This is a genomic window from Colwellia sp. E2M01 (assembly GCF_018860585.1).
In the GTDB taxonomy this organism is placed as follows: domain Bacteria; phylum Pseudomonadota; class Gammaproteobacteria; order Enterobacterales; family Alteromonadaceae; genus Colwellia.
Genome location: NZ_JAHKPR010000043.1, coordinates 48,256 through 70,681, shown reverse-complemented (window position 1 = coordinate 70,681; position 22,426 = coordinate 48,256). Strand labels below are relative to the sequence as shown.

Here is a 22,426-nt window from a genome sequence, read left to right as displayed (position 1 = left end):
CAATTAAAAATCGTTTGTGATGTCACTTAATACCGAAGTAAAAATGAACACCTGCTCAATGAATTCTGTCGTGATACCTACCAAAGTAAGTATCGCATTACATAGTCGCTACATATCTAACTAAAGACACGTAACTATATTTATTTGCATGAACATCATTCATTAAGCGTTTTTGCTACCGAGGTAGCAATGTAAAACAACATTAATGTGAGTGCCCACACAAATTGCATGATAACTAATTGTTAAAGAAAAACATTCGATTGAATGTTAGGTAAGAGTCGCATTCGCTCATTACCGATGTGAGTTAAACTCACTTGCTCGTTGCTGTTGCCCCGAAGCAGGATGCGTATCATACGCTTCCGTGTTTTAATGTCAACATTTTATTTGAAAGTTTTTTAAATTAATTTAAAAGGCTTTGAAACGATACGTTAACCTAAGCTATAAACCGCTTAAAGCGAGTAGATAACTTAGTAAAACAAGCTCTTCATGATTCATTTGTTGTGAACCCCTTGGAACTGGTTGCGCATTGTAGAGAGTTTTAATTGTGGGTCAACCTTTTTCTTATAAAAAACATTGTTTTTTTTACTTTGCTTATATTTAACACAGGCCTTGTATATATTTAACTCTAGCTGTTTATTATCTAATCTTTTACTTGCCCCATTTCATTTTCTGTTTCTGCATTTTCGCTAGTTACATTACTGCTTTTATTTATTTCCTGTGTTATTTTTAGCTTAAGTAACGCTTTTAATTAAAACGTATAGCAACAGGTATCATAATGACCACTACAAACATTCGTCCTTATAAAGGAATAACACCTAAAATAGGATCAAAAACATTTATTGATGATTCTGCCATCCTTATTGGCGATATAACCATTGGAGAAGATGCCAGTATTTGGCCATTAGTTGCTGCACGTGGTGATGTTAATATTATTGCTATTGGTGACAGAACCAATATTCAAGATGGTAGTGTTTTACATGTAACCCGTAAAAGTATTAATAACCCTGATGGTAATCCATTAATTATTGGTGATGATGTAACAATTGGTCATTTATGCATGTTACATGGCTGTACGTTAGGAAATAGAATACTCGTTGGTATGGGAGCTATTATTATGGATGGAGCTGTCGTTCAGGATGATGTTTTTATTGGTGCTGGTACTTTAGTGCCACCAAATAAAGTATTAGAAAGTGGTTTTTTATATGTTGGTAATCCGATGAAGAAAGCGCGCCCGCTAAAAGAAAGTGAAAGCGCTTTTTTAAAACAATCTGCTATTAATTACACTGAATTAAAAGATGATTACCTTGCCGAGTTAAATAATAACTAATTGACCAAGTGATCTTTATTAACTTAAGAGTAAATAGATTAACGCATTTCTATATGTATTGTATCTCCCTCTGGCTCATTCTTTTCGAGCCAGAGTTCAACTATCTCTTCTAAATCAAATTTCGTACAACTACTTATTTCATGTAATTGCTTTAATTCTATTGAATGAAAGTAAACAGTAATAGCTTGCCCTGAAAGTAATGCGGTAAAGCACCAAGCATCTTGTTCACTATCAAAAGTTAGATCGTCATTAAACAAGATCGCTTGATTCATAATTTTCTTATCCTGCTTGAATAGCTGCTCTTAAACGTTCAATAACGGGTTGTATATCTGGCATAACATTATGCCAAACAGAAAAACTAACTGCTGCTTGCCCAACTAACATACCTAAACCATCGATGGTTTTTATTGCGCCCTGCTCTTTAGCCCACTTAATAAAAGGGGTTTCATCTTTGCCGTACACCATATCGTAACAAGCAACATGACTTGATATGACTGACGCTGGTATTGGTGGTAAATCACCCGATAAACTTGCAGACGTTGCGTTAATTATTACATCAAAAGTTTGTCCTGTTGTATCATCAAAACCACAAGCATTTAACCGTTCATCATTAAAGTTTTCACATAATGTCTGTGCTTTACTAACGGTTCTATTGGCGATGGTTATACCTTTAGGATTTTGCGCAAGAAGCGGTAAAATAACGCCTCGTACTGCACCTCCTGCACCCAATATCAATATTCGGCTTTGCTTTAACGTAACATCGTTGCTCAATAGATCTTGAACTAGACCCTCACCATCGGTGTTATCACCATATATTTTACCTTCTTTGAAGGTAAGCGTGTTAACTGCGCCAGCTAATGATGCACGTTCTGTTAAAGAGTCAGACAATTTTAAGGCGTCTTCTTTAAAAGGAGCGGTAACATTTGCGCCTTTACCACCTTGACTAATAAAAGACTTTACCGCTGAATCAAAACCACCAAGCTCTACTAATTGCTTTTGATAATTAATCGCAATTTTATTTTCATCAGCAAATATTTTATGGATGTCTGGTGAGCGAGATTGTTTTATCGGGTTACCGTATACAAGGTATTGGTCTGATTTTTGTTGAGTCATTGAGTTGGTTATCACCATAGTTAAATATAAAAGAGGTTATGAAAGCTAAAATATAGTTTTTTTATGTTCTTATTACTTGATCGGTAAGGGCATCAATTATTTTTGATGGGGATTGATGTCCTAGCGTATCGCCTTTGATTATAAAATCAACTTGCTTAAGTAATGCATCGTCTAATGTTTGCCATGTTTTAGCGGGCTCTTGCCCTGATAAATTCGCACTAGTTGAGACAATAGGTTTGCTCGTTTCATCACATAATGCAACTACATCAGGCTGACTAGTGATACGTACTGCTATTGTATCGAATTTACCCGACAGTAATGGTGATAAGTTTTTGCTTTTAGGTACTAACTGAGTGATCCCATCAGGCCATCTTGACAATATAAGGCTTAATTTTTCTTGAGGTATTTTACTAACATCAATATAAGGTAATAATTGTGCATAATTACCCGCTAATAAAATAAGCCCTTTTTCTGCAGACCTTTGTTTTAATGTTAATAAACGCTTTAACGCTGCCTCATTATCAGGATCACAACCCAAGCCAAACACAGCTTCAGTTGGATAAGCAATGATTCCACCGCAGATAAAAGCATCAACTACATTTGTCTCGTTCACAGGCAACTCGATATTATTAAAGATTACAAACACTTTAATAATATCAAACTAGTTTAATAAATACCTAAATTAATCCCCATAAATACCGAATAAATAGATTAATTTATCGTTAGAAAAGTTCACCATTCCGTATTGAGGCAAACAAGGTTATAATTACCGGCTTATTTTTCAATTTCTTCATAATTAGAAGAGTATTTAATTATTTTAAAGGGCATAAATTCATGGCAGTGGGTATCATCATGGGGTCAAAATCAGATTGGCCAACAATGCAACATGCGGCAGAAATGCTTGATTTATTAGGCGTTAAGTATGAAACCAAAGTTGTTTCGGCTCATCGTACTCCTCATTTGTTAGCGGAATATGCACAAGGCGCAAAAGATAGAGGCATTAAAGTTATTATTGGTGGTGCCGGTGGTGCTGCGCATTTACCAGGAATGACAGCCGCCTACACACCTTTACCTGTTTTAGGTGTGCCTGTGCAGTCTAAAGCCCTTAGCGGACAAGATTCATTATTGTCTATTGTGCAAATGCCAAAAGGTATCGCTGTAGGTACTTTAGCTATAGGCACTGCTGGTGCTGCTAATGCAGGTTTACTTGCTGCCCAAATTATTGGTACACATAATCCTGAGATTATGAAAAACATTGAAGCGTTTCGTAAAAATCAAACCGAAACAATACTAGCTAACCCGAACCCAGCAGAATAAAGATAACTCATGAATAAAGTTCTCGTACTTGGCGCAGGTCAATTAGCTCGAATGATGGAATTAGCGGGCACACCTTTAAACTTGGACGTTAAAGCATTTGATGTAAGAAGTGATAAAGTTGTTAGCCCTATTTATCCCGATCGTATTTACGGTGATTTACAACAAGGCATTGCCAATGCTGATGTTATTACCGCTGAATTTGAGCATGTTAAACATGACGTACTTGCCGAGTGTGAGCAATCAGGTAAGTTATTTCCAACGAGTGAATCCATTAAGATTGGTGGTGACAGACGTTTAGAAAAAGCATTACTTGAGTCATGTAACGCTGCTAATGCCAAGCATTACTTTATAAATACTAAAGCTGATTTTGACAATGCTCTTGCACAGTTATCTCTGCCAATTATCTTTAAAACAGCACTTGAAGGCTATGACGGTAAAGGACAATGGCGCTTAAAGTCTGCTGCTGATATTGACAGTGTTTGGCAAGAAATGTCTGAATTTTTAGCTTCTGCTAAAGAAACCCAAGGCATTGTTGCTGAGCAAATGGTGCCATTTGATCGTGAATTGTCTTTAGTGGGTGTTCGCCGTGTTAATGGTGATGTAGCAGTTTACCCTTTAACTGAAAATCATCATACCAATGGTATTTTAAGTGTATCTTTAGCTGCACCTGTAGATAGTCAGTTACAAGATCAAGCTGGCACTGTGTTTAAAGCATTATCTGGTAAGTTAAATTATGTCGGTGTTTTAGCCATTGAGTTTTTTCAAGTAGGTGAGCAATTATTAGTAAATGAAATTGCACCTCGTGTTCATAACTCAGGTCACTGGACGCAACAAGGCGCTGATACTTGCCAATTTGAAAACCACTTACGTGCTATTTGTGATTTACCTTTAGGTGGTACTCAGCTTATTCGCCCTACTGCTATGATAAATATTATTGGCGAAGACAGTGTATCTGATGACGTACTTTCTATACCAAGTGTCACCATGCATTGGTATAAAAAAGGCAAACGCGCGGGTCGTAAAATGGGTCATATCAATGTAAGTGGTGATAATGAGCAACAACTTGCAGAGCGTTTACAAAAATTAGCTAGCATACTTTGCAAACAAGCATTTCCTGATCTGGCTGACTTTGCAAATGCTTACGTAAATAAAACAAAATAAACCCTGAATTTAAACATAATAATTTTATTTGTTTAAACAAAAACGCTGATTACTTTGTAGGTAATCAGCGTTTTTTATCGTCTTGAATTTATCGAGCTCAACATTGGGAATTACAGTTAGGTTAAATACCCTTTTGCATATGCGAGCATTTTTTATCAGCACATTGATACTTAACCCCTGCTGCCATATTTCTTTTTAATAATAATGGGAACTGACATTTCTCACACTCACCTTCAATAGGCTCATGATTAACGACAAACTTACACTTTGGGTAAGCGTCACAAGAATAAAACTTCTTACCAAAACGACTCGTCTTTTCTTGAAGTGAGCCTTTTTTACAACTTGGGCAAACAACATTTTGTATCAGCTCTTGCTCTTCATGTTCAATATGATGACAAGCAGGATAATTACTACAGCCAATAAACATGCCGTAACGACCTTGCTTTACTGCTAATTCATGTGAACATAATGGACACTCACTACCCGGTAATATTTTATCTTCTACTCGTTCATGCTCTACAAGTGCCCGTGTATATTCGCAGCCGGGGTAATTTACACAACCTAAAAAAGTACCTGACTTACCGTGCTTAATAGCTAATGCGGCATTACATAATGGACAGTTTCCATGATTTTCTAAAGCATGTTCGTGTTTATTAAATAACGAATTATCAGAGGCAGACATAAAGTAAAATATCCAGAACATTGGTTAATTTTTTATTATGCCATACTCTTGCTAAATTATCAGTCGTAAAACACGTAGAAAGTTACTGAGTGCTATAGTTAATACAGGTACAATGAACACATTTATCATACTCTTTTAAAAGTAATAATATGAAACCTAAAGTATTAATTTTTACCAAACGTGTTTTACCAATGTCGAATACTTTTGTTGCCGCTCAGGGTAATAATTTACCAACATATCAACCTGTTTATGTTGGTTTAAGAAATAATACGTCTGGTATTTCATTAATTAAAGGCCATGAAACTTGTGTGCAAGAAAACGCCTCATTATTTCCCGCCTTTTCACGTTTATTATTAGATGGTGCGCAAATCCTCACACCAAATTGGCGCCAGCAACTATCAAATGTTGATGCTAAAGTTATTCATGCACATTTTGGTAAAGGTGGTTACTACTGTTCACCTATCGCTAAAAAATTAGATTTACCTATGATAACCACCTTTCATGGCTCTGATATCACTCAAAAAGGCAAGTTATCATATAATCAGAAACATCGAAAAATCACTTATCAAAACTCATCGAAGATTATTGCTGTTTCTAAGTTCATTCAGAATAAGCTTATTGAAAGAGGCTGCCCTGAAGATAAAATAATTCAACATTATATTGGTATGGATAACCAATATTTTTCACCTTGCCAAGACAAGTATAGTGAACCAACTATTCTGTTTGTAGGTAGGTTAATAGAACAAAAAGGTTGTCAGTATTTATTGCAAGCAATGAAAACGGTTAATGCCATACTACCAGAAGCTAAACTCATTATTGCTGGCTATGGTAATTATCAGAAAATATTAACAGAGCAAGCGAGTTCACTTAAAAATATTACTTTTGTTGGCGCTCAAGATAGGAAGCAAGTTAAAGATCTCATGTCTAAGTCATGGGTTACTTGTTTACCAAGCATAAGAATGGCCAGAGGAAATGAAGAAGGTATGCCTACTGTTTGTATGGAGTCTCAAGCCGTCGGCACGCCTGTTGTAGCTTTTGATACAGGCGGGGTTAGTGAATCAGTCATAGATCAAGTAACAGGTCTGTTATCACCGCAAAAAGATCAACAACAACTAGCCGATAATTTACTGCAAGTTCTGCAAAATACAACATTAAGACAAAAAATGGCTACTGCGGGTATTGAGCGCGTAAATAAATACTTTAACATTAGAACCCAATGTAAAAAACTCGAAGACATATACAATAGCGTCCGCTAGGTTTCACATTCTATTATCTGAAATTTAATCGACTATACGCAATAATGTTATATGCTATGATACTTACCAATAAGATATCGCTTAGATATTAACTGACCTCAAAGTACTAAATATGATGCTAAAAACTAAAACTTATCCACATTCAAAATATAATAAGTTTTTCACTCAACTATTTCGTTTGGTTATAAAACATATTATTCCTGTTTCATTTTTTAGAAAACCATTACCAAAAGTAGCCGACAGACAAGCTAAAGAGGGCCATTTATCTTTAGAGCTTGTTAGTCACTGTTGGCAATATTCAAATATGTTGGTTTATCAATTAAGTTCATTTGTAAATCATCCTCCAAAAGAATTAACGCTTACTGTGACAGTATTTTATTCGAAAGAAGATGAGGCAACTCAAAAAACCCTCGATCTTTTCTCAAATATTGAAGTACCCAATGTTATTTGGAATTGGCAAGCAACAGATAAAGAAAAGCTTTTTCGTCGAGGTATAGGCAGAAATGCAGCCGCACTTTCAACAAAAGCTGATTGGGTATGGTTTACGGACTGCGATATTATTTTTCATGAAAACTGTTTAGACTCTCTAGCTAAACAATTACAAGGAAAAACAGATACACTTTATTTCCCAAAAGAAATACAAGTAACCGATATGCTTGAAGAGGATGATCCTTTATTGCAAGCCGAGGCTCAACCGCAAGTAGTTGATATTAATACTGATTCGTTTAAGTCACATGCGCGCAGTAAAGCGATAGGACCTTATCAAATTGTGCACGGTGATGTTGCTCGTGCAATAGGTTACTGTGACAATATTCGTATATTTCAAACAGAATCAGATCGATGGCGCAAAACCTATGAAGATACCGCTTTTAGATGGTTAGTTGGTACTGACGGTACACCTATTAGTATTGATGGTGTTTTTCAAATTCGTCACATCAAAAAAGGCCGTTACGATGAAGATAGTAAAATATCTGAAATCAGAATAGCTACTCGTAAAATACAAAAAAACATTCAAGAATAAAGGTAGTAATATGGCCCCGTTAGTTTCTGTTTTAATGTCATGTTATAACGCTGAGCAACATATAGATGAAGCTATTAATAGTCTTCTCAATCAGACTTACCAGAACATTGAGTTTATATTTGTGAATGATGGCTCTACCGATAATACCTTAGCTAAAATTGAAGCATTCAACGACGATAGAATCCAAATATTAACACACACCAATAAAGGAATAGTTGAGGCACTTAATAATGCCATTCAATACTGCACAGGAAAATATATAGCAAGAATGGATGCTGATGATATTTCAAGCCTAGACAGGATTGAAAAGCAGGTAGCCTTCATGGAAGGATTCAACAAAGTTTCAGCTTGTGGCGGTTCAATAAACGAATTTAATGAGAATGGGTTTATAAAAAAAACATCACGACCAACTAAACATCAAGATTTACTTTTTTATTCTTTACATAGAGCGCCTATATCAAATCCATCATCAATGATCAGACGTTCAATATTAATAGAAAATGAATTATCTTATGATCCTATTTATAAATATGGACAAGATGTTAAGTTGTGGTCAGAGATACTTAAAGTAGGACTGTTAGCTAATATACCTGATGTAATACTTGAATACAGAAAATCACTAGACCAAGTATCAACAAAGCATAGAGCGGAACAAAAATCATTAGCGCATAAAGTTCGAATAGATACTTATCACTTCATTCAAAAAGAGTTTTCTAACTTTGAGACTGTATCCTCAGAGAATCAATATCACTTTTATCGGTTTATGGCTAGACATGATAACTCATTAAATAAAATGAAAAAGCTATCAAAAATAACATTGTCATCTGTAAAGCCATTAAAAAAACTATTACTTATTTGCTCTGTTATATTTAAATAAGTTAATACAGTACCTGTTATTTAAAGTAATTTTCAGCAATTAACAACCTCAAATAATAAGGCAATTTTTAATTGCTGATACTGTAAAGTTGCTTAATGCAACGGCCCTTCTTGCTCATCAAAAATAAGATCTTCTAATTGAGAGTAAGCTGTTTCTTTACCTGGTACATTAAATAGTACCATTAAGATAACCCATTTAAGATCATCCATTGAGAAATACTGAGTATCAAGCTCCATTACCCTATCAATAACCATTTCACGCGTGGTGAAATCAAGCACATTAACTTGTTCTAAAAATAAGATAAAACCACGACTCTTAGTATCAAGTAGCTGCATTTCATCGTTAGTGTAAATACGAACTGACTTACTACCTACACGAGTAAGGTAAGGATAAGCGTCAGTATCTTGTAAAGCTGATAGCTTTTCTAACCAATTTAACGCTTTATATATTTCATCCTGATGAAAGCCTGCACGTGTTAACTCATCAGTTAACAAGTCATGGTCTACCATGGCTTCAGCTTCATTTTGGATATACGTTTCAAAAAGATACATTAAAATATCAAACATAATTAGCCCCTTTATACTCTATTTCGTTCTAATGTAGCCACCAGGTACCGCAGATACCAAACCACTTAGTTCAAGTAATGTTAATCGAGTTAACACCTCATCTACGGGAAGTTCGCTTCGCGAAACAACTTTATCTACAGGAGTAATTTCAAATCCCACATTATCCAACAATTCATCGTTACACAAGTCTTTTTGTTTTATTTCAACATCACTTTTTAATGTACTTTGAGCAGACAAGGTAAACGCCTTAATACCTTTATTCTTAATAGTTTTCTTAAAGTATAGACTAGCTTTATCAGTAAAATCGAACTCTTCTAATATATCGGCAGCTTGTTCAACAAGTTTAGCGCCTTGTTTAATTAACCAGTGACAACCTTTAGCTTTTTGGTTTTCAATAGAGCTTGGAATTGCAAAAACATCTCTATTTTGTTCGAGTGCGCAACGAGCAGTAATTAATGAACCACTTTTTAACTCAGCTTCAACAACTAAAACACCTAAGCTTAAACCGCTAATAAGCCTATTTCTCTTAGGAAAATGTCCTGCCCTAGGCTGAGTTCCAGGTAAAAATTCACTTACAATAACGCCGCCCTTTGTGATTACTTGCTGGGCTAATGTTTTATGCCTTGCTGGGTATACTTGATCTAAGCCGGTAGCAACAACCGCAACGGTACTGTTAGGCAAAGATATAGCGCCACGATGAGCTGCTGCATCAATGCCAAGTGCTAAACCACTAGTAATAACTATACCTTGCTGAGCGAGATCTTTACTTAAGATAAAAGCCGTTTCTCGACCCACTACACTAGCGGAGCGACTACCCACTACCGCTATTTGTGGTGCATTAAGTAAAGCAATATTACCCTGTACAAAGATAACTAATGGCGGATCATAAATTTCTTTCAGTAATTGCGGGTAATCTGTATCGCCATAACCAATAACCTTACTATTACAAGCAGCACTTGTTTGGATGATATTTGTTATTTTTTGCCAATTAGGTTGCTGAAAAGCAACAAGTTGATTAACAGTTAAATTATTCGCAGAGCTTAATATTGAGGAAGTATTATCTGTTGAGAAAAGCGAGATTAAGCCGAAAGCTTCAACCAGTGCTATTTTTTTATGTATGGCTAATCGCGGGACAAGTTTTAACGCTAACCAATATTCAGCATTACTTGGTTGCTTGTTTAACAGATGAGATTGCTGATGACTTTCTTGGTCATTAGATTTTACGGTTTGCTCTTGAGGTATACTGTTATTGATCATACTTGTCTTCTCCTTAAGAACAAGTTTACTATTTATTCCCTTTCTATATTTTATGTGTTCCATATAATTAGAAAGGGAATAAAAATTTTAACAGTTTATTATTTGGGTAGTACTTTACTCTGGAACTGTAATTATATCGTTAATTCTCGCTGGTTTTTCTGTCTGTAGAATAATACCCATACTTGCTTTTTCAAACACTTTGAAAATCATTAATTCACCAAGGTATTCTTCAGGCATTTTATAATCACTACCTGTTAACTTATCCCAGCTTGACGCTTCTATAAGGTAAGCAGGTCCATCGCCTGTATCTACAACACCAGGACTAGTACGTTTAATACCCATTACATCACCAGTGGTTACATCATGTTCTGCACCACGATTGATCATAATAATTTCTAATTTACCAAAACGTCTGGCATCACTTGTTGCTTTTACAATAGAGCCACGTAATGATTTTTTAGCTGCTTTCATTGAAAAAACTGAAGGTAATAATTGCCCATCATTAATTGGCACAACATAACTACCAGCAGCAATTTCTCTTTTTACTGAGCTAACATGAATAGTCGCCGGAACATTATTTTCCATATCACCAGTTTTTATTGCTTGTCCTGTACCGACAAGATCAACATAAAAGCCTAACGATTCCTCAGTTTCAGGATCAAACAGCTCTTCGCCTTTATCGTACATAGCGTAGCTTTGTGAAACTTCTAAGTCAGCATTAACATAAACTTTGAAATCTTTGGTTGTCATTCTATAGCCTTCATCACTACCTATAACGTAAGGTAGTTCTTCTAGCTCATCTTCTGAAAATAAATGCGCGTATGTCATATAAGGTGCGACAACTTCAAGTGGTAGCAAACTTATCGCTGAATCATCTTTATTTTCTTGGCGAATTTTAGGAGACCACTTGTAACTCGCTTTACCTTGATTAGCCCCTTTATCAACGACCAACATTGGATTACCATTTTCATCGTAAACTAACCTTAAAATATCCCCCGGATAGATTAAATGAGGGTTATTAACTTCAGGATTTAAACGCCAAAGCTTAGGCCATAACCAAGGTTGCTCAAGAAAAACTTCTGAGATATCCCATAAGGTATCCCCTTTTACTACAACATGGGTTTTAGGCGCGTTATCATTAAGTTTTATCTGATCTGCAAGTAGAGTTAACGGATAAGAAATTAAAGATAATGATATTATTATTTTTTTAAGCATGGAGCTCTTTCCTTTTCAGTGCTTACTGTTATAACGCACTATAATTATTAGTTATATCAAGTGACTTAAAAATGCGGGTTTCAGTTACAGTTACTTGAGTATATAATTAAAAGATAACATTCTCGATGAATTATCGCTAACTCTTTTAAAAAAATATGACTATTTTAACTGTTTTACGTTTTCCTGATCCGCGTTTAAGAACAAAAGCCCAACCAGTTCTTAATATAACTGCTGCCACAACAACGGTTATAGACGATATGTTGGAAACTATGTACGACGAGAACGGTGTTGGTTTAGCGGCGACTCAAGTTGATATTCATCAGCAAATAGTGGTTATGGATACCTCAGAAGAAAGAAACCAACCCATAGTACTTATTAATCCTGAAGTGACACTTGCCAGCGATGAAACCTCTGTAAATGAAGAAGGCTGTTTATCAGTACCCGGAACTTACGCCAAAGTAGATAGACATGATACTTGTACGGTAAAAGCCCTTGATCGAGATGGAAATGAATTCACATTAAACGCCACCGCATTACAAAGTATTTGTATTCAGCATGAGCTTGACCATTTAAAAGGCGTTTTATTTGTTGATTACCTCTCACCTTTAAAGCGCCAACGTATTCAAAAGAAATTAGAAAAAGAAGCAAAGTTAAAAAATAACTAAGCTTATACTATTGTGATTGAGACCAGCACAGTACTTATTATTTTTACCTCAACGCCGAGTAAGTAGTTATACAAAGCGGTTATTAAAAGACAAAGTAAAAAGTAAGCACTAACTTACAAACTATAGGACTTCACTTTGACCATGCCATTAAATATTATTTTCGCCGGCACTCCTGATTTTGCAGCACAACATTTAGCTGCACTCATTAACTCTGAACATAATGTTGTCGCTGTTTATTGTCCACCAGATAAGCCCGCTGGCCGCGGTAAAAAGTTAACCGCATGTGCAACCAAATTACTCGCACTTGAACATAACATAACCGTAGTGCAGCCAATCAATTTTAAAGCCGAAGTAGACCAACAGCAATTAACACAATATAACGCTGATATTATGGTGGTAGTTGCTTACGGTTTATTGTTACCAGAAGTCATTTTAAACGCTCCTCGTTTAGGCTGTATCAATGTGCATGGTTCAATATTACCAAAATGGCGCGGTGCGGCACCAATTCAACGCTCTCTTGAAATGGGGGATGCCAAAACTGGCGTAACCATTATGCAAATGGATAAAGGTTTAGATACCGGCGACATGATACTAACCGCAGAGTGTGATATTGAAAACACCGACACAAGCGCCAGCCTTTATGAAAAACTTGCTAACTTAGGCCCTTCAGCATTAGTAAACACTCTTGAGTTAATGGCAAAAGAAGATTACCAAGCGAGCGAACACAATATTGCACAAGATAACGAACAAGCAACTTATGCTCATAAACTAGATAAAACTGAAGCAGAACTTGATTGGCAACTTAGTGCAAGTGAACTGCATCGTAAAATCAGAGCTTATATTCCCTGGCCTGTTTCTCAATTTACCTTTGCCGAAACAGACAGTAAATTGCATAGATTACGAGTATGGCAAGCGTCTGTGCAAGAACATCAAGGTAATGCATCACCCGGTACCATAATCAAAGCAGACAAAGAAGGTATTGATGTCGCCACAACTAACGGTGTAATTCGTTTAGAAGTTATTCAATTACCAGGAAAAAAAGCATTACCAGTAAAAGATATTATCAATGGTCGCAGCGATTGGTTCGTTGTTGGCAGCCCTATTAATCAGTTAAATTAAATACAGCTGTATTCAAGTAAATAAATTAAGAGAAATAATGACCATTAATATTAGAGCCCTTGCCGCAAAATGTTGTTATGCCGTAATAGACCAAGGCCGCAGCTTAAGTGATGAGCTACCAAAGCAACAAGATAAACTCATAGGTAAAGATAAAGGCCTATTACAAGAAATCTGCTACGGCGTATTACGTTACTTACCGGAGCTAGAAAATGATGTGCGTCATTTGGTACAAAAACCAATAAAAGGCAAACAACGTGTTTTTCATTTTTTATTGTTAGTGGGTGTTTATCAAATACGCTATATGCGCATACCTGATCACGCCGCGGTTAGCGAAACAGTTGCAGCAACTAAACCGCTTAAAAACAGTCATATGAAAGGGCTTGTAAACGCTGTACTTAGAGGCTTTTTGCGTACTCTAGAAGCTGAAAGTAAAGTATCTGGATCAGATAAAAATCTACCCGACCCAATAAAATACAATCACCCTAGTTGGTTTATCAAAAAAGTACAACAAAGTTATCCAGAGCAATGGCAATCGATTCTTGAAGCAAACCAAAATAGACCACCAATGTGGTTACGTGTTAATCAGCAACATCATAGTATTGAACAATACCAAGCATTACTTAATGAAGCCGATATTGAAATTGCTTACATTGAGCCTCACTCACAAGCAATTGCCTTAGCTAAAGCACTCGATGTAGCAAAACTGCCGGGCTTTGATCAAGGCTGGGTTTCAATACAAGATGGTGCAGCACAACAGGCAGCATTACTACTAGACTGTCAGCCAAATGACATTGTTTTAGATTGCTGTGCAGCGCCAGGCGGTAAAACTTGTCATATTATTGAGCAAACATCTAATATTACTTCAATGACAGCTATTGATATTGAAGAAGGTCGTTTGACGCGTGTTCATGAAAACTTAGAACGCTTAAAGCTAAAAGCAACAGTTATTGCCGGTGATGCAGCAACTAAAGACTGGTGGTCTGGTGAATTATACGATCGAATATTACTTGATGCCCCCTGCTCTGGTACTGGCGTAATTCGCCGTCACCCTGACATAAAGTGGCTACGTAAAGCTGACGATATTGAAAAATTAGTCATATTACAACAGCAGATCCTTGATAATATTTGGTCATTACTTAAACCCGGTGGTACTTTATTGTATGTAACCTGTAGTATTTTACCGGAAGAAAACTGTCAGCAGGTATCTCGTTTTATTGAGCAAAATGAAGATGCACAATTAATTGCCATTAGAAACGATAGCCCTGATACTGATGAAGCTTCTATAGGCTGGCAATTATTACCTGATACAAAAAACATGGACGGTTTTTATTACGCCAAACTGTTAAAGACCAAATAAAGTCATTAAATTTTAATTAAACAAGCAGAATAAGTAACGCATGAAGATAATCATAGTGGGTGCAGGACAAGTTGGCGGAACATTAGCTGAAAACCTTGTTGGTGAAAACAATGAAATATCCGTTGTTGATACAAACAGTGAAAAGCTCCAAGAGTTACAAGATAAAATGGACTTACAGGTTATTAATGGTCAAGGTTGCTACCCCGACGTATTAAAAAGTGCCGGCGCTGAAGATGCAGATATGGTTATTGCCGTTACCAGTGACGATGCCACCAACATGATCACCTGCCAAATATGCTCATCGTTATTTAATACGCCGAAAAAAATAGCCCGTATTCGTTCCAATCAAATATTAAAATACTCTGACGAATTGTTTCATAAGAAACACATCCCTATCGATCATATTATTGCTCCTGAAGAACTCGTAACACGAGATATTGCTCGACTTATCGATTACCCAGGCGCTCTACAAGTACTTGAATTTGCCGAAGGTAAAGTCAGTCTAGTTGCTGTAAAAGCTTATTATGGTGGCCTATTGGTAGGTCATGCCCTATCAACGTTAAGAGATCATATTCCTAATGTAGATACTCGTGTGGCCGCAATTTACCGTAACGGTAGGCCAATACGTCCGTTAGGCACCACAGTAATAGAAGCGGATGATGAAGTATTTTTTATTGCCGCAAGTATTCATATTCGCGCCGTAATGAACGAATTACAAAAGCTAGAATCAGCTTATAAACGTATTATGATTGCCGGCGGTGGTAATATTGGTGCGGGTTTAGCTCGTATTTTAGAGAAAAATCATCAGGTAAAACTTATTGAGCGTTCACAAGCGCGTGCTGAAAAACTTACCTCTGAGTTAAACAATACCTTAGTTTTTGCTGGTGATTCTTCTGATCAAGAGTTACTCACTGAAGAAAATATTGACCAATTTGATATTTTTATTGCCGTAACCAATGATGATGAAGCAAATATCATGTCGTCATTACTTGCAAAAAGGCTCGGTGTGCGTAAAACCATGGTACTTATTCAGCGAGATGCTTATATTGACTTAGTGCACGGCAGTACTATTGATATTGCTATCTCACCACAACAAGCAACGATTTCGGCATTGTTAACTCATGTTAGGCGTGGTGCTATAGATAATGTTTACAGCTTACGTGGTGGCGCTGCAGAAGCTATTGAGATTGTCGCCAAAGGTGATGAAAAATCATCTAAAGTGGTAGGTCGTACCATCAAAAATATTAAACTGCCGCCAGGTGCCACGATTGGCGCAGTGGTTAGAGGCAGTGAAGTATTAATTGCTCATTCAAATACGTTAATATACGAAGAAGATCACGTTATTGTATTTTTAGTCAGTAAAAAATATATCAGCGATATAGAAAAACTGTTTCAAGTAAGTGCTATTTACTTTTAACAGCAGCCTTATATTTAGTTTACATGCTTAAGCATACATTATGAACGCCAGAACGCTGGCGTGAATAATACTAATAAAGTAAATATCTCTAAACGACCAAACAACATTGCCATAATTAATACCCATTTACTGGTGTCATTAATTGATGAGAAATTAGCAGCAACCTCACCTAAACCAGGACCAAGGTTATTAATACAAGCAGCTACCGCAGTAAACGCGGTAATATCATCCATACCTGTGGCCAAAAGTAATAACATACAAATAACAAATACTGCCGCATAAGCAGAGAAAAACCCCCAAACAGCTTCAACGACTTTATCAGGTAATACTTTTCGACCTAGCTTGATACTAAAAATAGCGCGCGGATGAACCAACTTATTTAGCTCTCTAAGTCCTTGTAAGTAAAGTAAGGTAACACGCACTACTTTCATACCACCACCTGTACTACCGGCACAACCACCAATAAAACTAGAAAATATAAGTAACATAGGTAATAACGTCGGCCACTCAGAAAAAGACGTAGTAGCAAAACCCGCGGTGGTACTAATAGAAACCGACTGAAAAAGCGCTTGATCAAGTGCATGATCAGCATCTTGATAAGTTCCTGTATTTATAAGTACCGTAAAACAAATTAAGGTAAGCACTACTTGAATACCAATAAACACTTTAAATTCTGGATCAAATATATAACTTTTTAGCGATCGACTTTGTACCGCAGCATAATGCAGAGCAAAGTTAACACCCGCAATAAGTAAAAAAATGACACACACTAAGTTGATTGCTGGACTATTAAAATAGCCGATACTGGCATCATGGGTCGAAAACCCGCCTATAGCAATTGTTGAGAAAGCATGACAAATTGCATCAAACCCAGACATACCCGCTAGCCAATACGCTAACGCACAAGCAACCGTTAAACCTAAATAAATGTACCACAAATGTTTTGCGGTATCCGCTATCCGCGGGGTCATTTTTGAGTCTTTTACCGGACCCGGTGTTTCAGCTCTATATAACTGCATACCACCAATACCAAGCATTGGCAGTACAGCAACCGCAAGTACGATGATACCCATACCACCTAACCATTGCAGCTGTTGGCGATACCACAATACAGCATGAGGTAAGTCATCAATATGCGTTAAGATGGTTGCTCCCGTGGTTGTTAATCCTGAGAAAGATTCAAAAAAAGCGTCTGCCGTAGATAAATTTGGTTGCTCTAATAAAATAAAAGGAATAGCAGAGAAGCTAGCTAATACAAGCCAAAAAAGTACAACAATTAAAAAACCTTCTCTGGATTTAAGATCTGTTTTTTCATTACGGTGCGGATACCAAGCTGCAAAACCAGTAAAAATACACCATAAAAAACCAAGTAAGAAAGGTAGACCACCGCCATCGCGATAGACTAAGGATATTAATGCTGGCGGTAGCATGGTTACGCTAAGTAGCATTACCAGCAAACCTATAATTCGAATTATATTTTTATATTGCACGTTTTATTTTCTTGTTTTTTATTTAACAGCGGTTAAGCATAATTGTCCTGCCGATAACGTTTGTAACTTATCTTGCAGTAATGTTAATTTTTCAATTGGAATAGCTAATTGAAATACCACATCTTGTTGGTAATCTTGTGACGTTACTTCGCCTTCAATTTGTCCTAATAAATGCAATACATCATCTACTTGGCTATATTGACATGCTAAGGTTTTATGCACCATAGCTTTCTTTATTTTAGACTCTAAAAGCGTTAACGCTTGACGTACACTGCCACCATAAGCTCTTTGTAAGCCCCCAGTACCTAATTTTGTGCCACCAAAGTAACGAACAACAATAGCACACACTTGCCCTATTCCTCCGCCTTGTAACGCCAACAGCATAGGTTTTCCTGCGGTGCCGCTAGGCTCTCCATCATCAGAAAAGCCATAACCTTGGCTATCATCAGCAGCTTTAGTTAAAAATGCCTGACAATGATGACTTGCTTGCGGATGAAGTTGTTGTAACTCCTTTAACATCAACTTGGCATCAGCAATACTTTCACAAGGTCTTAAGTAACAAATGAAACGACTACGGTTAACAATTAATTCGTCTTCGACGTTATTAACCGCAATGAGAAAAGATTTAGACACAATGTATTCTTATTTATTAATAGTTTTATGAGGTTTATTCTACACGCTAGGTTAGGCCAAGGTCTCTGGTGATATTTTCATTATGAGATTTATGCACAATAACATTATCTTCAATTCGAATACCGCCAAAATCACGCATTGCATCAACATTTTTCCAATTAACTTGATCCGCGTTGGTTGATGCTTTTAAATCTGCTAACAATGAATCAATAAAATATAAGCCTGGTTCAATGGTAAAGACTTGGTTTGATTCAATCATTCGCGACGTACGTAAAAATGGATGCTCTGCTGGCGTATTGACATGAGTGCCGCGTTCATCTGTCATAAAACCACCAACATCATGCACTTGTAAGCCTAAATGATGTCCTAAACCATGCGGGAAAAAGCTGGAAATTATACCTGACTCCACCGCAGTATCTGCATCTACATTAATAAAATTAAACTCGCGTAAAACTTCACCAATGGCTTTATAAGTTTGAATATGTAAATCAACATAGCTTACCCCTGGCTTTAACCCTGAAACAGCATCAAGCATAAGTATATCCATACGGGTAATTAACTCGGCAAACTTATCATTTTTATAAGAATAAGTACGAGTAATATCGGCGGCATAACCATTAAAATGGGCACCTGCATCAATAAGAAACGATTGATGTACTTGTGGTACTACTTTGTCTAAAGCGGTGTAATGTAAAATTGAACTGTTTTTATTTAACGCAACAATATTAGCGTATGGCGTATCATTAGTACCGTAGCCAATAGACTTTAAATAAGCCTGTTGAATATCATATTCGCTATCGCCTTGTAAAAAAGCATTACGTGCTATTTGATGCGCTTGTACTGCTATTAAGTTTGATTGGCGAATACATTCATGTTCATACTTTGACTTATAACCACGATGATAATGAATATAATTTAATAACGGCTCAGGGTTAATTGCTTCAAAACCAAGCGCTGTTGCTACTTCGATATGACTACCAATATAAGCAAAACCTTTTTTGTCATAAGGTAGTAGCTGATCGACTTCACTCGCTTTGGTTAATACTTTAATAGTAAAAAATTGATTCCAATAACTTTCTTGTAAAGGTGTTACTTTGTGCCAAAAATCAATGGGCTGGTAATAAATTAAGGTGGGTTTATCTTCACCATTGACCACTAGCCAAGAGTTTGGAATATCAATCAGTGGTAACCAATATTTAAAATGTGGATTTACTTTAAATGGATAACTATTGTCATCGAGAAAAGCTTTAATTTCTTGTCCTGAATGAATAACAATACCTTCAAGATTTTCACGTGAAAGCACTGTTTTTGTCATCTGTTGTAGTTGGGCTATATGTGCGGGAAATTGCGAAGCTAGTTTTTCATTAAGCGTTGTCATTATTCATACCTCCAAAATGCGCATTCAGTAACATAGCCTTATCATAGCAATTAGTATAAGAAAATGGTCGTTTCTTTAAGTTAATCATAAATATTACTGTTAACCGATAAGTAATATTTACTCTAATCACCAATATTCATATTAATAACCTGAGCAAATATTTGACTAACCTGCCCCGGCTTATGTTGATAAATCTCTTGATAAGCTAGAACACTTTTTACGTAATTTCGAGTTTCTTTAAATGGAATTGTTTCTATCCATATATCTGCTGGCATAGCTTTAGTTTTTTTTAGCCAGCTTTTAACACGATGCGGACCCGCATTATAAGATGCTGTAGCCAGTATTTGATTACCTTTATTTTCATCAAGAAGATCACGTAAGTACTGTGTACCTAATTGAATATTATTATCTGCATTATAAAGGTATTTACGACTAACACTGCCCTTATTCAGTTGCTTAGCGGTATTTGGCATTAACTGCATTAAACCACTTGCGCCAACAGGTGAGCGCGCATCAGTCATAAATGAACTTTCACGGCGGGCAATGGCAAAAGCCCATGCTGGGTTTATGGTTTGTTTTTGCGCATATTGATTAATTTTTTCATCAAATGCTTTTGGAAAACGTAACGCTACATCGTCTAAATAGCCTTCTTGCGATAAAGTAAATATTGCTCGATCAAACCAACCATTTTCATTAGCCAATTTAGCAGCAGCAAGCTTTTCTCTGCTATCAAGTTGACTCAACCAATAACGCCATTCTCTACGTGCTTCAATATATCGGCCTAAATAATAAAATTCAAATGCTCGTTGAGCTGATGGGTAAAGTAATATTGCACTCTTTTCCTCTCGTGTTATAGCTAATGGGTTATTTTGTAAACTAACAGATGTATCAAGGTAACTTGCTGCTAAAAAACCATAATAATGACGCTTACCAGACAGTTCACTCATTACATTTTGACCAAGCTCTAATTCATCTGTTTCTATTAATGCTCTTGCATACCAATATTTCCACTGCAATTCTGTTTTGTAACCTGCTGGCATTAATGTTAATTCATCAATAACCGCAGTCCAATTCTGATCTTTAAGTACTTCCGTTAATTGCCATTGTAAAATATTACGATCGACATTGGTCGGTTCAAGTTTTGCTAACCAAACTTTTGCTTCCGGATGTTTTTTACTCGACAGTGCCACGGCAAATTTTTCAGCGATTTGTTCTTTTTGCTGATAGGTAAAATCTAGTTTTTTTTGAGCTTTTTGATAACTTTTTATCGCTAAATCAGGGTTACGCCAAATTAAACGTTTAATACCATAAGTATAAATGTCACTTTCTTGTACTGAATTATGAGGAAATTTTTTAAGTTTTGCGACCTTTGCGGGATCACGTCGAACCTCATGCCATAACTTACCAATATATTGTTTTTCGTCTGGTAACAGCTTAGTTAAATAAGGAATTAAAGTATGCTGTCCGCCATTAGCTGCTAAAGCTATACGTTGTATAATTAAATCATCAGTTCTATAGCCAGCATCGGCCCATTTTTTTAACAGTGGATCACACTCTTTTTCAAGAGATTTACCTGTTAGCCATAATTTTTTGACTTGAGGCAAAATAATATCTTCCGATATTCCCGTTTGTAATGAAAAAGTTAATTGTTGGCAAGTCAGTACTTTATTGCTTGTTCGTTGATAAAAAGAAAGAAACAGCTCGGCTTGATCTTGCTCTGCTAAATACGACAACCAAGCTTTTCGTAACGGCCAATCTAGCGGAGTATTTTTATATTTTGCTAAAAACTCAGCGATAGCTTCTGCTGAGGTTAATTGCATATTTTCGAGTAAGTAACCTTGTTCAAGGTAAGGCTGTAGTGGATAGTCTGCTAATTCAGAATAGAGTTTTTTATATTCGGTAAGCTCTGCTGAAGAAATATTTTTTGATAACAAATTTTCTGCATCTAAAAATTTTTGCTGTTGTTCTAGATCGGTGAGTACAGTTAAACCTTCATCTAGTTGTGTGTGTTTTTCTTGAGTAACCTCTACTTCACCATAAGCCGCAGTACTAATCACTGAGCTTAGTGTAAAAGCTGAAAACATAAACACTTTAAAAATATTATTCACAAAAACCTCTATAATCCGTTATGTCCTTTAAATAGCTTAACGCTTTTAATCGTTAAATATCACCATTTATTTGTAATAATATTTATTATAGTTGCTACAATTTTTAGTAAATTTACAATTCGATTAACCTTATGTTCAAATAATGTATAATTCAGAAAAATTTATTTTATTCTGTACTTGTAATGCTAATGACTGTTTTTGAAAACACCGATCACACTCTCGATGCTATCGGACTTCGCTGTCCTGAGCCCGTCATGATGGTTCGTATGAATATACGTAAAATAGCGAGTGGTGAAACTTTATTAATTAGTTGTGATGATCCTTCAACTGCACGTGACATTCCTAGTTTTTGCCGCTTTATGGAGCATGAACTTGTCGCCCAACAAACTGAAACAATCCCTTTTTTGTATGTAATCAAGAAAAGTTAATTTTATTATCTCAATTATTACACACTCACTAAATTTTCC

The 22,426-nt window shown here is 36.2% G+C and carries 22 protein-coding genes; 11 read left to right on the top strand and 11 right to left on the bottom strand.

The window, feature by feature from the left end; translation table 11 throughout:
* Positions 1–775 precede the first annotated feature (775 nt).
* Positions 776–1,327: a gamma carbonic anhydrase family protein gene (locus KO502_RS09840; protein ID WP_216022406.1), complete on the top strand. Its 552-nt coding sequence runs from the start codon at positions 776–778 to the stop codon at positions 1,325–1,327.
* Between the two features lie 38 nt (positions 1,328–1,365).
* On the opposite strand, the gene KO502_RS09835 is transcribed toward KO502_RS09840, so the two are convergent.
* The 3 genes from KO502_RS09835 to KO502_RS09825 all read right to left on the bottom strand — a co-directional run bounded on the left by KO502_RS09835 (position 1,366) and on the right by KO502_RS09825 (position 3,053).
* Positions 1,366–1,599 (bottom strand): hypothetical protein, encoded by a 234-nt coding sequence (locus KO502_RS09835; RefSeq protein WP_216022405.1) that lies wholly within the window; start codon positions 1,597–1,599, stop codon positions 1,366–1,368.
* A 7-nt stretch (positions 1,600–1,606) separates the two neighbouring features.
* Positions 1,607–2,440, bottom strand: a complete 834-nt coding sequence (gene aroE, locus KO502_RS09830; RefSeq protein WP_216022404.1) for a shikimate dehydrogenase — start codon at positions 2,438–2,440, stop codon at positions 1,607–1,609.
* 61 nt (positions 2,441–2,501) lie between these two features.
* A complete protein-coding gene (locus KO502_RS09825; RefSeq protein ID WP_216022403.1) occupies positions 2,502–3,053 on the bottom strand; it encodes an L-threonylcarbamoyladenylate synthase in 552 nt (183 codons plus the stop codon).
* Between the two features lie 221 nt (positions 3,054–3,274).
* Here KO502_RS09825 and purE point away from each other — a divergent pair, with 221 nt between their 5' ends.
* Complete coding sequence (gene purE, locus KO502_RS09820; protein WP_216022402.1) at positions 3,275–3,757, top strand: 5-(carboxyamino)imidazole ribonucleotide mutase; 483 nt, start codon at positions 3,275–3,277, stop codon at positions 3,755–3,757.
* A 9-nt stretch (positions 3,758–3,766) separates the two neighbouring features.
* The gene (locus KO502_RS09815; protein WP_216022401.1) at positions 3,767–4,918 is read left to right on the top strand and encodes a 5-(carboxyamino)imidazole ribonucleotide synthase; all 1,152 of its coding nucleotides are present in this window, start codon (positions 3,767–3,769) and stop codon (positions 4,916–4,918) included.
* 121 nt (positions 4,919–5,039) lie between these two features.
* Here KO502_RS09815 and KO502_RS09810 read toward each other — a convergent pair whose 3' ends face one another.
* Positions 5,040–5,600: a type I DNA topoisomerase gene (locus KO502_RS09810; RefSeq protein WP_216022400.1), complete on the bottom strand. Its 561-nt coding sequence runs from the start codon at positions 5,598–5,600 to the stop codon at positions 5,040–5,042.
* Positions 5,601–5,749: 149 nt separating this feature from the next.
* Between KO502_RS09810 and KO502_RS09805 the strand changes: the two genes are divergently transcribed.
* From KO502_RS09805 to KO502_RS09795, 3 genes are all read left to right on the top strand, one after another.
* Positions 5,750–6,856 (top strand): glycosyltransferase, encoded by a 1,107-nt coding sequence (locus tag KO502_RS09805; protein WP_216022399.1) that lies wholly within the window; start codon positions 5,750–5,752, stop codon positions 6,854–6,856.
* Positions 6,857–6,968: 112 nt separating this feature from the next.
* Entirely contained in the window at positions 6,969–7,877 is a 909-nt protein-coding gene (locus tag KO502_RS09800; protein WP_252730705.1) for a glycosyltransferase family 2 protein, read from the top strand.
* 10 nt (positions 7,878–7,887) lie between these two features.
* Positions 7,888–8,754 carry a glycosyltransferase family 2 protein gene (locus KO502_RS09795; RefSeq protein WP_216022398.1) on the top strand — a complete coding sequence of 289 codons (867 nt, stop codon included), beginning with the start codon at positions 7,888–7,890 and terminating at the stop codon, positions 8,752–8,754.
* Positions 8,755–8,846: 92 nt separating this feature from the next.
* On the opposite strand, the gene KO502_RS09790 is transcribed toward KO502_RS09795, so the two are convergent.
* The 3 genes from KO502_RS09790 to KO502_RS09780 all read right to left on the bottom strand — a co-directional run bounded on the left by KO502_RS09790 (position 8,847) and on the right by KO502_RS09780 (position 11,792).
* Positions 8,847–9,320: a DUF494 family protein gene (locus KO502_RS09790; protein ID WP_216022397.1), complete on the bottom strand. Its 474-nt coding sequence runs from the start codon at positions 9,318–9,320 to the stop codon at positions 8,847–8,849.
* A gap of 18 nt (positions 9,321–9,338) precedes the next feature.
* Positions 9,339–10,577 carry a DNA-processing protein DprA gene (dprA, locus tag KO502_RS09785; RefSeq protein WP_252730704.1) on the bottom strand — a complete coding sequence of 413 codons (1,239 nt, stop codon included), beginning with the start codon at positions 10,575–10,577 and terminating at the stop codon, positions 9,339–9,341.
* A gap of 114 nt (positions 10,578–10,691) precedes the next feature.
* A complete protein-coding gene (locus KO502_RS09780; protein WP_216022396.1) occupies positions 10,692–11,792 on the bottom strand; it encodes a LysM peptidoglycan-binding domain-containing protein in 1,101 nt (366 codons plus the stop codon).
* A gap of 155 nt (positions 11,793–11,947) precedes the next feature.
* On the opposite strand from KO502_RS09780, the gene def reads away from it, so the two are divergent.
* The 4 genes from def (at position 11,948) to trkA (ending at position 16,350) form a co-directional block, all read left to right on the top strand.
* Positions 11,948–12,457: a peptide deformylase gene (gene def / locus KO502_RS09775; protein WP_216022395.1), complete on the top strand. Its 510-nt coding sequence runs from the start codon at positions 11,948–11,950 to the stop codon at positions 12,455–12,457.
* A 135-nt stretch (positions 12,458–12,592) separates the two neighbouring features.
* Positions 12,593–13,576, top strand: coding sequence for a methionyl-tRNA formyltransferase (gene fmt / locus KO502_RS09770; protein ID WP_252730703.1), 984 nt, complete (start codon positions 12,593–12,595; stop codon positions 13,574–13,576).
* Positions 13,577–13,613: 37 nt separating this feature from the next.
* Positions 13,614–14,933, top strand: coding sequence for a 16S rRNA (cytosine(967)-C(5))-methyltransferase RsmB (rsmB, locus tag KO502_RS09765; protein ID WP_216022394.1), 1,320 nt, complete (start codon positions 13,614–13,616; stop codon positions 14,931–14,933).
* Between the two features lie 40 nt (positions 14,934–14,973).
* A complete protein-coding gene (trkA, locus tag KO502_RS09760; RefSeq protein ID WP_216022393.1) occupies positions 14,974–16,350 on the top strand; it encodes a Trk system potassium transporter TrkA in 1,377 nt (458 codons plus the stop codon).
* A gap of 38 nt (positions 16,351–16,388) precedes the next feature.
* On the opposite strand, the gene KO502_RS09755 is transcribed toward trkA, so the two are convergent.
* From KO502_RS09755 to KO502_RS09740, 4 genes are all read right to left on the bottom strand, one after another.
* A complete protein-coding gene (locus KO502_RS09755) occupies positions 16,389–17,840 on the bottom strand; it encodes a TrkH family potassium uptake protein (protein WP_216022392.1) in 1,452 nt (483 codons plus the stop codon).
* 18 nt (positions 17,841–17,858) lie between these two features.
* The gene (locus tag KO502_RS09750) at positions 17,859–18,473 is read right to left on the bottom strand and encodes a YigZ family protein (RefSeq protein WP_216022391.1); all 615 of its coding nucleotides are present in this window, start codon (positions 18,471–18,473) and stop codon (positions 17,859–17,861) included.
* A 46-nt stretch (positions 18,474–18,519) separates the two neighbouring features.
* Positions 18,520–19,851: a Xaa-Pro dipeptidase gene (gene pepQ / locus KO502_RS09745; RefSeq protein WP_216022390.1), complete on the bottom strand. Its 1,332-nt coding sequence runs from the start codon at positions 19,849–19,851 to the stop codon at positions 18,520–18,522.
* A gap of 122 nt (positions 19,852–19,973) precedes the next feature.
* Positions 19,974–21,959: a transglycosylase SLT domain-containing protein gene (locus tag KO502_RS09740; RefSeq protein ID WP_354668317.1), complete on the bottom strand. Its 1,986-nt coding sequence runs from the start codon at positions 21,957–21,959 to the stop codon at positions 19,974–19,976.
* A 182-nt stretch (positions 21,960–22,141) separates the two neighbouring features.
* Here KO502_RS09740 and tusA point away from each other — a divergent pair, with 182 nt between their 5' ends.
* The gene (gene tusA, locus KO502_RS09735; RefSeq protein ID WP_216022389.1) at positions 22,142–22,387 is read left to right on the top strand and encodes a sulfurtransferase TusA; all 246 of its coding nucleotides are present in this window, start codon (positions 22,142–22,144) and stop codon (positions 22,385–22,387) included.
* Positions 22,388–22,426 lie beyond the last annotated feature (39 nt).

What these genes read in the sequence shown, in the direction of transcription:
- tusA (WP_216022389.1), top strand. Translation starts at nt 22,142, where the DNA reads ATGCTAATGACTGTTTTTGAAAACACCGATCACACTCTCGATGCTATC.
- KO502_RS09790 (WP_216022397.1), bottom strand. Translation starts at nt 9,320, where the DNA reads ATGTTTGATATTTTAATGTATCTTTTTGAAACGTATATCCAAAATGAA.
- aroE (WP_216022404.1), bottom strand. Translation starts at nt 2,440, where the DNA reads ATGACTCAACAAAAATCAGACCAATACCTTGTATACGGTAACCCGATA.
- KO502_RS09810 (WP_216022400.1), bottom strand. Translation starts at nt 5,600, where the DNA reads ATGTCTGCCTCTGATAATTCGTTATTTAATAAACACGAACATGCTTTA.
- pepQ (WP_216022390.1), bottom strand. Translation starts at nt 19,851, where the DNA reads ATGACAACGCTTAATGAAAAACTAGCTTCGCAATTTCCCGCACATATA.
- trkA (WP_216022393.1), top strand. Translation starts at nt 14,974, where the DNA reads ATGAAGATAATCATAGTGGGTGCAGGACAAGTTGGCGGAACATTAGCT.
- KO502_RS09800 (WP_252730705.1), top strand. Translation starts at nt 6,969, where the DNA reads ATGATGCTAAAAACTAAAACTTATCCACATTCAAAATATAATAAGTTT.
- KO502_RS09805 (WP_216022399.1), top strand. Translation starts at nt 5,750, where the DNA reads ATGAAACCTAAAGTATTAATTTTTACCAAACGTGTTTTACCAATGTCG.
- rsmB (WP_216022394.1), top strand. Translation starts at nt 13,614, where the DNA reads ATGACCATTAATATTAGAGCCCTTGCCGCAAAATGTTGTTATGCCGTA.
- KO502_RS09840 (WP_216022406.1), top strand. Translation starts at nt 776, where the DNA reads ATGACCACTACAAACATTCGTCCTTATAAAGGAATAACACCTAAAATA.
- dprA (WP_252730704.1), bottom strand. Translation starts at nt 10,577, where the DNA reads ATGATCAATAACAGTATACCTCAAGAGCAAACCGTAAAATCTAATGAC.
- KO502_RS09795 (WP_216022398.1), top strand. Translation starts at nt 7,888, where the DNA reads ATGGCCCCGTTAGTTTCTGTTTTAATGTCATGTTATAACGCTGAGCAA.
- KO502_RS09835 (WP_216022405.1), bottom strand. Translation starts at nt 1,599, where the DNA reads ATGAATCAAGCGATCTTGTTTAATGACGATCTAACTTTTGATAGTGAA.
- purE (WP_216022402.1), top strand. Translation starts at nt 3,275, where the DNA reads ATGGCAGTGGGTATCATCATGGGGTCAAAATCAGATTGGCCAACAATG.
- KO502_RS09815 (WP_216022401.1), top strand. Translation starts at nt 3,767, where the DNA reads ATGAATAAAGTTCTCGTACTTGGCGCAGGTCAATTAGCTCGAATGATG.
- KO502_RS09780 (WP_216022396.1), bottom strand. Translation starts at nt 11,792, where the DNA reads ATGCTTAAAAAAATAATAATATCATTATCTTTAATTTCTTATCCGTTA.
- def (WP_216022395.1), top strand. Translation starts at nt 11,948, where the DNA reads ATGACTATTTTAACTGTTTTACGTTTTCCTGATCCGCGTTTAAGAACA.